This is a genomic window from Pseudomonas soli (assembly GCF_021283165.2).
Taxonomy (GTDB): domain Bacteria; phylum Pseudomonadota; class Gammaproteobacteria; order Pseudomonadales; family Pseudomonadaceae; genus Aquipseudomonas; species Aquipseudomonas soli.
In genome coordinates this window covers 5748961-5762742 of record NZ_CP128543.1, presented here as the reverse complement: position 1 = coordinate 5762742, position 13782 = coordinate 5748961, and the positions used below count along the sequence as shown (strand labels likewise).

Genomic DNA, 13782 nt, shown 5'->3' with positions numbered 1-13782 from the left:
GCGACGTCTCGCTGGCCTTTTTGACATAGCGGTACCCGGTGGCCAGGGCATGCGTGACAGTCGATCAACGAATACTGTGCACGCCTGCGTCCAGCCACCCCCGAATAAAAGCGCCGCAGAACCGGCGCAATTGAGGGCACTATGAGCAAGACCAACGAATCCCTGATGCAACGTCGTGTCGCCGCCGTCCCACGTGGCGTTGGCCAGATCCACCCGATCTTCGTCGATACTGCGAAGAACTCGACGGTGATCGACGTTGAAGGCCGCGAACTGATCGACTTCGCCGGCGGCATCGCCGTACTGAACACCGGCCACCTGCACCCGAAAGTGGTCGCGGCCGTGCAAGAGCAGCTGACCAAGGTCAGCCACACCTGCTTCCAGGTGCTGGCCTACGAGCCTTACGTCGAGCTGTGCGAGAAGATCAACAAGCTGGTACCAGGCAACTTCGACAAGAAGACCCTGCTGGTCACCACCGGCTCCGAAGCCGTTGAAAACGCCGTGAAGATCGCCCGTGCCGCCACCGGCCGTGCCGGCGTGATCGCCTTCACCGGCGGCTACCACGGTCGTACCATGATGACCCTGGGCCTGACCGGCAAGGTCGTGCCGTACTCCGCCGGCATGGGCCTGATGCCAGGCGGCATCTTCCGCGCCCTGTTCCCGAGCGAGCTGCACGGTGTCAGCGTTGACGACGCCATCGCTTCGGTCGAGCGCATCTTCAAGAACGACGCCGAGCCGCGTGATATCGCCGCGATCATCCTCGAGCCGGTACAAGGCGAAGGCGGCTTCCTGCCTGCGCCGAAAGAACTGATGCAGCGCCTGCGCGCTCTGTGCGACCAGCACGGCATACTGCTGATCGCTGACGAAGTGCAGACCGGCGCTGGCCGTACCGGCACCTTCTTCGCCATGGAGCAGATGGGCGTCGCGCCTGACCTGACCACCTTCGCCAAGTCCATCGCCGGCGGCTTCCCGCTGGCCGGTGTGTGCGGCAAGGCCGAGTACATGGACGCCATCGCCCCTGGCGGCCTGGGCGGCACCTACGCCGGTTCGCCGATCGCTTGCGCCGCAGCCCTGGCGGTGATCGAAGTGTTCGAGGAAGAGAAGCTGCTGGATCGCAGCAAGGCCGTTGGCGAGCGCCTGACCGCCGGCCTGCGTGAAATCCAGAAGAAACACTCGATCATTGGCGATGTCCGTGGTCTGGGCTCGATGATTGCCGTGGAAGTCTTCGAGAAAGGCACCCACACCCCGAACGCTGCCGCCGTTGCCCAGGTGGTCGCCAAGGCGCGTGACAAAGGCCTGATCCTGCTGTCCTGCGGCACCTACGGTAACGTCCTGCGTATCCTGGTACCGCTGACCGCCGAAGATGCCCTGCTGGACAAAGGCCTGGCCATCATCGAAGAGTGCTTCGCCGAACTGGCCTGAAGTATGTGACGCGTTTCAGAAAAAAAAACCCGCCTCGGCGGGTTTTTTTGTGCCGTTCGTAGGCATCAGGCGCTAAGGTTGTACGAGGAATCCGTGGAAGCTGCGATGGATCGCGCGTCATTTTCTGGAGACTCGCTCATGAGCGCTGCCGACCCCCTGCCCCCTTGCGTGCTGATTGCCGAGGGTGACCCCTGGGTACGCGACATGCTTAGCGAAATGCTGCTCAGCGTGCGCTGCGATGCGCGCTTGCAGGTTTGCGCAGATGGCTCGCAGGCGCTGAGCGCGCTGGCGAGCAAGCCTGACCTGATCATTGCCGCCCGCGAACTCGCCGGCCTCGATGGCCTCGACCTGCTGCGCAAGGTGCGCGCCAAGGGCGACAGGCCTGGATTGCCATTTATCCTCATGAGCGATCGCACTGATAGCGCCAGCGTGCGCGAGGCCGTGCCACTGCAGCCCACGGCATACCTCAGCAAACCGCTCGACCTGGACAACCTGCGCAAGCGCCTGGAAAACCTGCTGCTGGAGGTGGGCGAGCAGATTGCCTGCCCGGTGCCGCCGCTGCAGCCCGGCGTGCAACTGCCGGCCTACCTCGAGCAACGCCGCGCCAGCGCCGATGGCGGCCCGCTGTTCGCCGATGTGCAGGTGGCGATCAAGCGTGCCCTCAACCCCCATGGCCTCAACCTCAAGGTGCTCGAGGAAGAGGTACGCAACGACCCGCAGATCACCGGCGTGCTGATCGCTGCCGCCAACAGCGCCGCCCTGCACCGCGAAGCGCCGGTGCAGACCTTGCTGCAGGCGCTGAACAAGCTTGGCAGCACCCAGAGCATGAACCTGATCCTCGGGCTCACGCTCAAGCGCAGCGCGAGGTTGAGTGACCCCTTGTTGGCGCGGCATGCCGCGCACTACTGGAACCTTTCGCTGCATGCCGCCGACTACGCACGCACCCTGGCGCGTATGCTCGAAGTGGACGAAGGACGCTGTTACTGCGCGGGTTTGTTGCATTGCCTGGGCGACCTGGCGGTACTGCGCACCTTGCAGGAGTGGCGACTGGCCGGTGGCGAGCTGGACGAGGACCAGGTGGAGCTGTCGCTCAACGAGTTCGGCGCACCGTTCGGTTCGGCCCTGCGCACCCGCTGGCGCTTGCCGCTCGACCTGCGCGAGCTGATCGCCGCGGTGTATCAGCTGGGTGGCGGTGTCTATTCCCGGGAGATCCTGGCGATGAACCTGGCCGGGCAACTGTCGCGACTCAGGCCCAGCGAGGGGCTGGAGAAGATCGCCAGCAGCAAGACGGCGCGGTTGCTCAAGCTGGGGTTGCCGGAGTTGTCGCGGCTGCGCAAGGTGGATCAGGAAGCGCTGGCGCGGGAGGAGGCTGAGCGTCTGGTGGCGGAAACTGCCGAAAGCGGACCGGAGGTCGCTCCCATTGCCCCGGCTAGCGGAGGCGATGGCGAGGAAAAGCCGCTCTGAGAGGGCAGGAAACCCAGCATCTTCCAGGTTTCACAGGCAGGGATCATCCGCGAACGATCTGATTCTTGCCCTGGCGCTTGGCTCGGTACATCGCCGCATCGGCGCGGGCGAACAGGCTGTCCAGAGTCTCGTCTTCGTCTGTCAATCCGGTCAGCCCTTGGCTGATGGTCACGCCATAGGTCTGGTCGTCATGGCTGAAACTCAATCGCTGGATTTCCCGCTGCAGCCGCTCGGCAATCTGTTCGGCCACCTGAGCGGTGCAGCCGGGGAACACGGCGGCGAATTCCTCTCCCCCTATGCGCCCGAACTGATCGCCCCGGCGTAGCACGGCCTTGCCGCTGTCGGCGATGCGCTGTAGCACGTGGTCGCCTTCCTGATGACCATAGCTGTCGTTGATGTGCTTGAAATCATCGATGTCCAGCAGCAGGAAGGCCATCGGCGTGCCGTCCGCGCGGGCGCTGTCGAAGGCCTGCTGGGCGCACTCGAAGAAATGCCTGCGGTTGCTGCTCTGGGTGAGCACGTCGGTGGTGGCCAGCCGCTGCAACTCACCTTCGAGCTGCTTCTTCTCGGTGATGTCCTCGGCTATGCCGACGATGATCACCCGCTGGTCGCCCTCGCGCTGCTGGTTGATATAGCACTTGTCGCTAAGCCAGCGCACCTCGCCGGCGGCGTTGAGGATGCGGTACTCGCGGTCCTCGACGGTGCCCTTGACCAGCACCTGGGCCAGGCTGCGCTCGGCGTACTCCAGGTCATCCGGGTAGATGGCGTCGCGCCATTCGTTGTAGTCGGCCAGCACCAGGCTGGCCGGGCGACCGAAGATGCGTTCGTAGGCGGGGCTGACGTAGAGCACCTGGCGGGTTTCCCAGTCGAAGGCCCAGAGGACGGCGTTGACACTGTCGAGCAGCGAGCTGTACAGCTGCTCGCGCTCGCTTAGACGGGCCACTTCGCCTTGAGCGTGCAACAGGGCGAGCAGGGTTTGAGCAGCTTCGGGGCGCGGGGTGCCGGTAGAGGTGGGTGGGAGATCTTTGGCCATGAGCACGGAACGGTTCTCGACGATGGGCGTGCGGCCACGGTCCGGCCCGCCACGCGGGCGATATGCCGGATTTGAGTCGATTGCAGGGGGGTAAGTTCCGGTCGGCACGCCCCATTGCGGGGCATGCCGATCAACGGTGCTCAGGCGCCGTTGGGGCGCAGCGAGTAGGTCTTGAGCTGGGCGGCGAAGTCACGCAGCGACTGGATGCCACTGGCCTCGGCCTCGTGTACCCAATCCTTCATGGCGGCGAGCATGTCGTGGCCGTTGGCGCTGGTGCGCGCCCAGATCTGCTGCAGCGCCAGGCGCTTTTCGTAGATGGTCTTGAGTGCCTGGCTGTGGGCCAGCAGCGACTCGATGCGTACGTGGTGGCGATCCTGCAGCAGGCTGGTTTCCCGCGAGAGCAGGCGCTTGGCACGGCGGAAGCGGCGGCGTACCGAAGTATCGACCTTGTCCAGCTCCTGCTTGACCAGTGGCCCGATCACCAGCTTGCGGTACTGGGCCATGATCTGGAAGCGGTTGTTGAGGATGGCCATGGCAGTGTCCATGTCCAGCGATGCCTTGCCCTCCACTCGGTGGGCAATGGGCGCCACGCGTTGCACCTTGGCCAGGCGCAGCATGCTCAGCAGGCGGATCCACATCCAGCCCATGTCGAATTCCCAGCGGCGGACCGAGAGCTTCGCCGAGTTGGGATAGGTGTGGTGGTTATTGTGCAGCTCCTCGCCGCCAATGATGATGCCCCACGGCACCAGGTTGGTGGCGGCGTCGCGGCATTCGAAGTTGCGATAGCCCACGGCATGGCCCAGGCCGTTGACCACGCCGGCGGCCCAGAACGGGATCCACATCATCTGGATCGCCCAGATGGTGATGCCGATGGTGCCGAACAGCAGCAGGTCGATGACTGCCATCAGCGCGATGCCGCCGAGCTTGTAGCGGGTGTAGAGGTTGCGCTCGATCCAGTCGTCCGGGCAGTTCTTGCCATATATGCGCAGCGTCTCCTCGTTGCGCGCTTCTTCCCGGTACAGCTCGGCGCCCTTGCGCAGCACGGTGCCCAGGCCCTTGTGTACAGGGCTGTGCGGGTCGTCGGGGGTTTCGCACTTGGCGTGGTGCTTGCGGTGGATGGCGGTCCACTCGCGGGTGTTCTGCGCCGTGGTGAGCCACAGCCAGAAACGGAAGAAATGCTTGAGGCCCGCGTTCAGCTCCAGGGCGCGGTGGGCCGAGTAGCGGTGCAGGTAGATGGTGACGCTGACGATGGTCACATGGGTCATCAGCAAGGTGACGGCGACCAGTTGCCAGGCCGACAGGTCGAGCAGACCGTAATACCACATAACGGGAAATACCCTCGGAAAACAGGCGGAACAACGCAGGCATTATCCTTTGATGGGGAAATAAAACCAGTCGCGCTTTTGGATAGGAAGTCACAGGGTGTTTCAGCCCCTATAATGCCCCTTCTTTTACCATGGGCTCATCCACCCGACATGTCTGTTTCCGTTCGCGACGCCTTGCGCATGGCCGGGCTTTACGTGTTGCTTTCGATTCTCTGGCTGGCGCTGTCCGAGCTGGTCCTGCACGGCATGACCGAGGACCCGCTGGCCCTGGCCGTGGGGCGGCAGATCAATGTCGTGCTCTGGGTCTTGCTCAGTGCCGCGCTGATCTTCGTTTCCCGCGCGCGCCTGCTCGATTTCATCGGCATCGGCGCCCGCCTGCGCAGCGAGGACCGCGAACGCCTGCGCATGGCCGCGGCGGTGTTCGACAGCACCCTGGAAGGGGTGCTGGTGACCGATCGCAACGGCCTGATCGTGCACGTCAACCGGGCGTTCATGCGTATCACCGGCTACCAGCAGGAAGAAGTCATCGGTCAGCGTCCGAGCAAGTTCAAGTCCGGGCGGCATGGCGCGCCGTTCTACCAGCAGATCTATGCCGCGCTGGCGGAGCAGGGCGAATGGAGCGGAGAAATCTGGAACCGCCGTAAAAGCGGGGAGATCTACCCGCAATGGCAGACGATCTGTGCCATTCGTGACGACAGTGGTGAACTCAGCCATTACGTCGCGGTGTTCAGCGACATCAGCGTGATCAAGCACACCGAGCAAGAGCTGGCCTACCTTGTCCATCACGACCCGCTGACCGGCCTGCCCAACCGCCTGCTGTTCAATGATCGCGCCATGCAGGCGATGGCCGCGGCGCAGGCCAACAAGCGTGGCTGCGCCTTGCTGCTGCTCGACCTCGACCACTTCCAGAGCATCAACGATGGCCTCGGCCACACCATTGGCGACCAACTGCTCAAGCTGGTTGGCGAACGCCTGCGCGAGGTGCTGGGCAACGGCGTGACCCTGGCGCGCCTGGGGGGCGACGAGTTCGGCGTGCTGGCCGAGAGCTGCCAGCAGGTCGGCCAGGCCGGCAAGTTGGCGCAATCGATCATCGAACGCTTGAAAGAACCGTTCTGCTTCGAGGGTAACCGCCTGTTCATCAGTGCCAGCATCGGCATCAGCCTGTTCCCCAACGATGCCCTGAGCGCCGAGCAACTGCTGCGCAACGCCGATTCGGCGCTGTTCAAGGCCAAGAGCAATGGCCGCGCCTGCTACGCGCTTTACACCGAGGAGCTTACCGCCCATGCCCAGCAGCGGGTCGAGACCGCCGGTGAATTGCGCCGGGCGCTCGAGCAGCAGGAACTGCGGGTGTTCTTCCAGCCGGTGCACGACCTGTTCACCGCGCGGATGATCGGCGTCGAGGCGCTGGTGCGCTGGCAACACCCTGTGCGTGGCCTGGTTCCTCCCGGGGAGTTCATTCCCATCGCCGAGCGTACCGGGATGATTGCCGAAATCGACGCCTGGGTGTTGTGCCAGGCGTGCCGGCAGATGATGCGGTGGCAGGCCGAAGGGCGGCAGCTGGCGTTCGTGGCGGTGAATATCTCCAGTCGCCTGTTCAGCCAGCGTGACCTGTACCGACAGGTGGCCAATGCGCTGCACGATACCGGGCTGGATCCGTCGCTGCTCGAGCTCGAAGTGACAGAGAGCGCGGTGATGGAAGACCCCGAGGTCGCCCTGGAACAGCTGCATCGACTGCGCGAGCTGGGCGTGACCTTGGCCATCGACGATTTCGGCACGGGTTACTCGTCATTGCTGCGACTCAAGCGCATGCCCGTGCAGAAGCTGAAGATCGACCAAGGTTTCGTCGCGGGTTTGCCCCATGACGAAGATGACATCGCCATCGTGCGGGTGATCATCGCACTGGCGCGGAGCATGGGCATGCAGGTGCACGCCGAAGGCGTCGAGCAGGCTGAGCAGGCGCGGTTCCTGCTGGAGCAGCAATGCCAGCTGGGGCAGGGGTACTGGTTCGGGCGGCCGGTGCCGGCGGCGGAGCTGCACTGGGGCTGACAGCATCGCGGGGCAAGCCCCGCGATAGGCTCAACGCTTGTTCAAACCTTTGGCCAAACGGTCCCCGCCCAGCTGGATCACCGCCACCAGCGCCACCAGCATCACGATCACGGTCAGCATGATCTGGCTGTCGAAGCGCTGGTAGCCGTAGCGATAGGCGATATCCCCCAGGCCTCCGGCACCGATCGCCCCGGCCATGGCCGAAGAGTTGATCAGCGTCACCAGGGTGATGGTGAAGCCGCCGACGATCCCCGGCAGCGCCTCGGGCAGCAGCACGTGCCAGACGATGTGCCAGCGTCGGCAGCCCATGGCCTGTGCCGCTTCGATCAGGCCGTGGTCCACCTCGCGCAGGCTGACCTCGGCGATGCGCGCGAAGAACGGCGTGGCGGCGATGGTCAGCGGCACCACGGCGGCCCACACGCCATAGGTGGTGCCGACCACCAGGCGGGTGAAGGGGATCAGCGCGACCATCAGGATCAGGAACGGGATCGAGCGGAACAGGTTGACGATGGCGCCCAGCACCCGGTTCAGCGCGGCGGCCTCGAAGATTCCGCCCTTGTCGCTGGTGACCAGCAGCACTGCCATCGGTACCCCGACGACCAGCGCGACCAGCGAGGACACGCCGACCATCAGCAGGGTGTCGAGCAAGCCTTGCAGCAGGCGATCAATCCACATGGCCAAGTACCTCCACATCCACGGCCCAGCGGCGGGCGCGTTCGAGCAACTGGTGGGTGTCCAGCGGCGAGCCGCGCACGGCCAGGATCAGTTGCCCCAAGGCATGCTCGCCGATGGTCTCGACGCCGCCCTGGAGCAGCCGCACGCGTCCGCCCAGATCGCTGAACAGGGCGCTCAGTTCCGGCTCGCCCACCAGGTCGAGCTTGAGCACCACGGCCGCGTCGCGGCTGACCGGCTGGGCACGCAGGCTGGCTTGCAAGGCGGCCGGCAGCTTGGTCTGCAGCGGTGCGAGCAGGGTGCGGGTGACGTCGTGGCGCGGTGTGCCGAACACTTGCCAGACCTCGCCCTGTTCGACGATTTCGCCCCGTTCGAGCACCACCACGCGCTGGCAGATATCGCGGATCACCGCCATCTCGTGGGTGATCAGCACCACGGTCAGGCCCAGGCGTTGGTTGATGTCGCGCAGCAGCTCGAGGATCGAGGCAGTGGTTTCCGGGTCCAGCGCGGAGGTGGCTTCGTCGCACAGCAGGATCTCGGGGTCATGCACCAGCGCCCGGGCGATGCCGATGCGCTGCTTCTGCCCGCCCGACAGTTGCGCGGGGTAGACATGGTGCTTTTCCGCCAGGCCGACGAGTTCCAGCAGCTCGCGGACCTTGCGCTGGCGTTCGGCCTTGGCCACGCCGGCCACCTTCAACGGCAGCTCGACGTTCTCCCACACGGTCTTGGCCGACATCAGGTTGAAGTGCTGGAAGATCATGCCGATGCGCCGGCGCAAGGCGACCAGATGGTCCTCGTCGAACGGCGCGATATCCACCTGGTCGATCAGCACCCGGCCCTGGCTGGGCTGTTCCAGGCGGTTGATGGTGCGCAGCAGCGAAGACTTGCCGGCACCGCTGCGGCCGATGATGCCGAATATTTCGCCGCGGCGGATGTTCAGGTCGATGCCCTGCAACGCCGGCTGGACCTGGCCCGGATAGGTCTTGCCCAGGCCGATGAAGCGGATGTGCGCCTGGTTCACTTCAGGGCGCAGGGCCGTTTCCTCGGCCTTGAACGGTTCGGCGGGCGGGATGGGCGCCCTCAGGGCGCTGGCCTGGGCCATGTCAGCCTTCCCAGCCGGCCTGGTAGAGCTTGCCGTGGGCCTTGTCGAGGGCGGCGCGTACGACCGGCGAGTGTTGGTAGATATCGACGAACTTGGCCAGGCGCGGGTCGTTTTTCTCCTGTGGGCGGATAACGAACTGGATCACGTACTCCTTGTTCTCCAGGCCGTCGAACAGCAGCGCCGAGGTGGCGTCAAAGGTGTTGGCCAGGCGGATGTACGCCGGGTAGCCCTGCACCAGGTCGGCGTCGTCATAGGCGCGCACCAGCTGCACCGCTTCTACCTGGAGAATTTTGATCTTCTTCGGGTTGGCGATGATGTCGTCCTCGGTGGCCTTGTAACCCACGCCCTGCTTGAGGGTGATCAGGCCGGCCTTGGCCAGCAGTTGCAGGCCACGGCCGCTGTTGATCGGGTCGTTGGCGATGGCCACGCTGGCGCCTACGGGCAGCTCGGCAAAGATTTTGTACTTTTTCGAATACAGCCCAACGTTGTTGATGATCCCCGGTGCATAGGGGACCAGGTTGAAACCGGCGGCGGCCTTGGCGTTTTCCAGGAAGGGGATGTGCTGGAAGTAGTTCACGTCGATGTCGCCGCTGTTGAGGCTGACATTCGGCGCGATCCAGTCGCTGAATTCGATCAGCTTCACTTCCAGACCTTGTTTTTGGGCTTCTGCCACCGCGGCTTCCAACGGGATGGCGAAGGCGGCGGTGGTGCCAATCTTCAGTGGCTCCGCGGCGAAGGCGGCGGCGGACAGGCCGAGACCCAGGGCAATGGCCGCGACGGGCCGGAACAGTTTTTCAAGCATGGTGCAGGGCTCCAGTCGGGGCAGGGGTGGGGGTGTTGCGGTAGGAGGATCCGGGATGGTCGGCGGGCAAGTGCGGATGGTCGCTGGCGAACAGCTTCTCGCGCAGGGTGCCTTCGGCGTAGCCAGTCTTGTAGCGGCCACGGCGTTGCAGTTCGGGTACTACCAGGTCGATGAAGGCCTCGAAGCTTTCCGGGGTGACGGTGCGGGTCAGGTTGAAGCCGTCCAGGCCGGTGTCGTCGAGCCAGCCGATCAGTTGCTCGGCCACCTGCCCGGGGTCGCCGACCAGGGTCACGTAGCGGCCGCCCAAGGCGTGCTGCTCCAGCAGGCGGCGGCGGGTCCAGGCGCTGTCCTGCAATTGGCGGGTGGCGGACTGGATGGCATTGCCCTTGGCGAAACCGATGGGTTCGTCCAGTTCGTAGCGTGAGAAATCGATACCGGTGGAGCTGGCGAAATGCGCAACACCTGCCTCGGCGCTGGCGTAATGCAGGTACTCGGCGTGCAGGGCGTGGGCTTGGTCTTCAGTTGCGGCAACGATCACGGTGATGCCCATGAATACCTTGACCGCCTGCGGGTCGCGACCAGCGGCTTGCGCAGCTGCGCGCACCTTGTCGACCTGGGCGCGGGTGGCTGCCTTTTCCTGGCCGCTGATGAACACGCACTCGGCATGGTTGCCGGCAAAGGCCAAACCGCGCGCCGAACTGCCGGCCTGGAACAGTACCGGTGTGCGCTGCGGCGAAGGCTCGCACAGGTGATAGCCTTCGACCTTGTAGAACTCGCCATGGTGCTCGACCTTGCGCACCCTGTCCGGTCGCGCATACACGCGCTGCGCGCGGTCGGCGACCACGGCATCGTCGGCCCAACTGCCTTCGAGCAGCTTGTACAGCACCTGCAGGTACTCGTCGGCCTGGTCGTAGCGGCGATCGTGCTCGGGTTGCTGTTCCAGCCCCATGGCCCGGGCTGCACTGTCGAGGTAGCCGGTGACGATGTTCCAGCCGACCCGGCCGTTGCTCAGGTGATCGAGAGTGGAGAGGCGCCGGGCGAACAGGTAAGGCGCTTCATAGGTCAGGTTGGCGGTGAGGCCAAAGCCCAGATGCCTGGTAACAGCGGCCATGGCCGAGACCAGCAGCAGCGGGTCGTTGACCGGCAGCTGGATCGACTCCTTCAGCGTCACGTCCAGCGACTGGCCATAGACATCGTAGGTGCCGATGATATCGGCGATGAACAGCCCGTCGAACAGCCCCCGCTCCAGCAGGCGGGCGAGGTCGGTCCAGTAGTCGAGGGTCTTGTACTGGGTCGAAGTGTCCCGCGGGTGGGTCCACAAACCGTGGTTGATGTGCCCGATGCAGTTCATGTTGAAGGCATTGAGCAGGATCTGCTTGGCCATCAGATGGTCCCTCGGCGCGGCGGTTTCTCGTCGTTGAGGTAGTAATTGCCGATGGCGTGGTACTTCCAGCGCACCGGGTCGTGCAGGGTGTGCACCCGGGCGTTGCGCCAGTGGCGGTCGAGGTTGTGCTCGGCCAGGGTGGCCTGGCTGCCGGCCAGCTCGAACAGGGTGGTGCCGGCGGCCAGGGAGATCTCGGTGCTGATTGCCCGGGCCTCGGCGACGGCAATCGAGGCGGCGGCCAGGGTCTCGGCGTTGCTGTCGGCCTGGGCGATGTCGAGGATTTCACCCGCGCGTTCGAGCAGGGCCTCGGTGGCATGCAGGCGGATTGCCAGATTACCGAAGCTCTTCAAGGTGAGCGGGTCGTCGCTGGCCTTGTCGAGGCCGGAGTCGATCCAGGGTCGGCTGCGGGTACGCACGAAGTGCAGGGCGTCCTCGTAGGCGGCGCGGGCGATACCGGTGTCGATCGCAGCATGGAGGATCTGCGCCAGCGGGCCGACCGTGGTCGGGCGCTCGAAGGCGCTCTGGAACGGCACCACGTCTTCGGCGCGGACCGGCACATGGTTGAACACTACCGAGCCGCTGCCGGTGGTGCGCTGGCCAAAGCCACTCCAGTCATCAATCACCTCGATGCCCTGGCTGTCGGCGGGCACGAAGGCCAGGTGCGATACGCCCTGCTCGTCGATCACCAGGGTCGGGATGCGCTGGGCGTAGATCGCGCCGGTGCAGTAGAACTTGCGGCCATCGATGCGGTAATGGTCGCCGTCGCGGCTCAGGCGGGTGGTGCGCTCGTGGGCGTTCTTCGTGCCGAGCTCGGCCAGCGCGTTGCCGAAGCGCCGGCCAGCGAGGACTTCGGCGTAGAGGCGTTGCTGTTGTTCGGGGCCGCCGTTCACCCGCAGCACTTCCAGGGCGTAGAAGTGGTTCTGCGGGATCTGCCCGAGCGAGGCGTCGGCCTGGGCGATGCGGGCGATGACCTTGGCCAGGGTGGCGCTGGACACGCCGGCGCCGCCAAAGGCCTTGGGCACGCTGATGCCCCACAGGCCGGACTGCACGAAACGTTCGAGTTCGGCATGGGGCAGACGGCGCTCGCGGTCGCGCAGGGCGCTGTCTTCGCGCAGGTAGTGGGCGAGTTCGTCGGCGACGGCCAGGGCCTGGGCGTCGGTGGTTATGATGGATGCAGTCATTGTGCTCTCCAGGTCCCATCGCGGAGCACGCCCGCCCTCACGCGAACGCATGGGAGCGGGCTTGCCCCGGGACGGGCCGATATCAGATCCAGGAATGGCGGGCAGGCAGGGTGCCGTTGAGGTGGTAGGCGCCGACGGCGTGGTACTTCCAGCGCACCGGGTCGTGCAGGGTGTGGACCCGGGCGTTGCGCCAGTGCCGGTCGAGGTTGAACTCGGCCAGGCTGGCGCGGCTGCCGGCCAGCTCGAACAGTTTCTCGCTGGCCTGCAGCGAGATCTCGGTGGTGAGCACCTTGGCTTCGGCCACGGCAATCGAGGCACGGGCCGCGGCGGCGGCATCGATCACGCCGGCGTTCACTTCGTCGAGCACCCTGGCGGCCTTGCGCAGCAGGGCCTCGGCGGCGTGCAGTTCGAGCTTCAGGCGGCCGATATCGGCGATCACATAGGGATCGTCGCTGTTGCGTTCGACCTTGGCCTCGATCCAGGGCCGGGACTTCTCCCGCACGAACTGGATCGTGTCCTCGATGGCCGCTTCGGCGATGCCGGCGTCGATGGCCGCCTGGATCAGCTGCGAGGCGGCGCCCTGGATGCTGGGCTCTTCACGCAGGCGCCAGTTGTCCAGCACCAGGTCGGCGTCCACCGGCACCTGGTCGAGCAGCACGGTGCCGCTGGCGGTGGTGCGCTGGCCGAAGCCGGACCAGTCATCGACGATGCGCAGCCCCGGGCTGCCGCGACGGACAAAGGCCAGGCGTTGCCGGCCGTCATCGTCCAGGGCTTTTACCGCTACCCAGTGGGCGTACAGGGCACCGGTGGAATAGAACTTCTCGCCACTGATGCGATAGCCGTCGCCCTCGCGGGTAATGCGCGCCTTGAGTGTCAGGGTGTCCTTGGTCCCGCGCTCGGGGCCGGCATTGCCGAAGCGCCAGCCGTCGAGCACGGCGCGGAAGATCGCTTCCTGCTGCGCCTGGGTGGCGGTAAGGCGCACCAGTTGCAGGATGCCGAACTGGTTCTGCGGAATCTGCCCCAGCGCCGGGTCGGCGGCACTGATCAGGCGGAACACTTCGGCGATGGTTTGGAACGACACCTCGGGACCGCCGAAGGCCTTGGGCACGCTGATGCTGCCCAGGCCGCTGCGGGTGAACTGTTCGATCTCGGCCCATGGCAGCTTGCGCTGCTGGTCACGTTTGGCGGCCTGCTGGCGGGCCACCTCGGCCAGTTCGCGGGCGGCCTGCAGGGCCTCTTCGTCGTTGCGCAGCACCTTGGCCGGCAGCAGCAGCGGCGAGCTGTCGTGATCGCTGTGGAATCGGGTAGTTGGTTGGCTGGACATCAGTACCGCTCCTTGGCTGCACTCAATGCC

General features: G+C 65.4%; 11 protein-coding genes. 3 read left to right on the top strand and 8 right to left on the bottom strand.

The window, feature by feature from the left end; genetic code table 11:
• The first annotated feature begins 141 nt into the window (after positions 1 to 141).
• Together gabT and LU688_RS26565 are read left to right on the top strand one after the other, a co-directional pair.
• Complete coding sequence (gene gabT, locus LU688_RS26570; RefSeq protein WP_094010935.1) at positions 142 to 1419, top strand: 4-aminobutyrate--2-oxoglutarate transaminase; 1278 nt, start codon at positions 142 to 144, stop codon at positions 1417 to 1419.
• A 138-nt stretch (positions 1420 to 1557) separates the two neighbouring features.
• Positions 1558 to 2883: a response regulator gene (locus LU688_RS26565; protein ID WP_232887953.1), complete on the top strand. Its 1326-nt coding sequence runs from the start codon at positions 1558 to 1560 to the stop codon at positions 2881 to 2883.
• 43 nt (positions 2884 to 2926) lie between these two features.
• Here LU688_RS26565 and LU688_RS26560 read toward each other — a convergent pair whose 3' ends face one another.
• Positions 2927 to 3916 (bottom strand): GGDEF domain-containing protein, encoded by a 990-nt coding sequence (locus LU688_RS26560; RefSeq protein WP_023632116.1) that lies wholly within the window; start codon positions 3914 to 3916, stop codon positions 2927 to 2929.
• Between the two features lie 140 nt (positions 3917 to 4056).
• Positions 4057 to 5241: a delta-9 fatty acid desaturase DesA gene (gene desA, locus LU688_RS26555; RefSeq protein ID WP_023632117.1), complete on the bottom strand. Its 1185-nt coding sequence runs from the start codon at positions 5239 to 5241 to the stop codon at positions 4057 to 4059.
• A gap of 150 nt (positions 5242 to 5391) precedes the next feature.
• Between desA and dibA the strand changes: the two genes are divergently transcribed.
• Positions 5392 to 7287 carry a phosphodiesterase DibA gene (gene dibA / locus LU688_RS26550; protein WP_031316111.1) on the top strand — a complete coding sequence of 632 codons (1896 nt, stop codon included), beginning with the start codon at positions 5392 to 5394 and terminating at the stop codon, positions 7285 to 7287.
• Between the two features lie 30 nt (positions 7288 to 7317).
• On the opposite strand, the gene LU688_RS26545 is transcribed toward dibA, so the two are convergent.
• The 6 genes from LU688_RS26545 to LU688_RS26520 all read right to left on the bottom strand — a co-directional run bounded on the left by LU688_RS26545 (position 7318) and on the right by LU688_RS26520 (position 13752).
• Complete coding sequence (locus LU688_RS26545) at positions 7318 to 7962, bottom strand: methionine ABC transporter permease (protein WP_023632119.1); 645 nt, start codon at positions 7960 to 7962, stop codon at positions 7318 to 7320.
• The gene (locus LU688_RS26540; RefSeq protein ID WP_094010936.1) at positions 7952 to 9061 is read right to left on the bottom strand and encodes a methionine ABC transporter ATP-binding protein; all 1110 of its coding nucleotides are present in this window, start codon (positions 9059 to 9061) and stop codon (positions 7952 to 7954) included. Before LU688_RS26540 ends, LU688_RS26545 begins: the two co-directional genes overlap by 11 nt.
• Before the next feature lies 1 nt (position 9062).
• Positions 9063 to 9863, bottom strand: a complete 801-nt coding sequence (locus tag LU688_RS26535) for a MetQ/NlpA family ABC transporter substrate-binding protein (RefSeq protein ID WP_094010937.1) — start codon at positions 9861 to 9863, stop codon at positions 9063 to 9065.
• The gene (locus LU688_RS26530; protein ID WP_023631951.1) at positions 9856 to 11247 is read right to left on the bottom strand and encodes an LLM class flavin-dependent oxidoreductase; all 1392 of its coding nucleotides are present in this window, start codon (positions 11245 to 11247) and stop codon (positions 9856 to 9858) included. The genes LU688_RS26535 and LU688_RS26530 overlap by 8 nt, the downstream gene beginning before the upstream one ends.
• Positions 11247 to 12428, bottom strand: a complete 1182-nt coding sequence (locus LU688_RS26525; RefSeq protein WP_094010938.1) for an SfnB family sulfur acquisition oxidoreductase — start codon at positions 12426 to 12428, stop codon at positions 11247 to 11249. The genes LU688_RS26530 and LU688_RS26525 overlap by 1 nt, the downstream gene beginning before the upstream one ends.
• Positions 12429 to 12510: 82 nt before the next feature.
• Entirely contained in the window at positions 12511 to 13752 is a 1242-nt protein-coding gene (locus tag LU688_RS26520; RefSeq protein ID WP_094010939.1) for an SfnB family sulfur acquisition oxidoreductase, read from the bottom strand.
• Between the last annotated feature and the right edge of the window lie 30 nt (positions 13753 to 13782).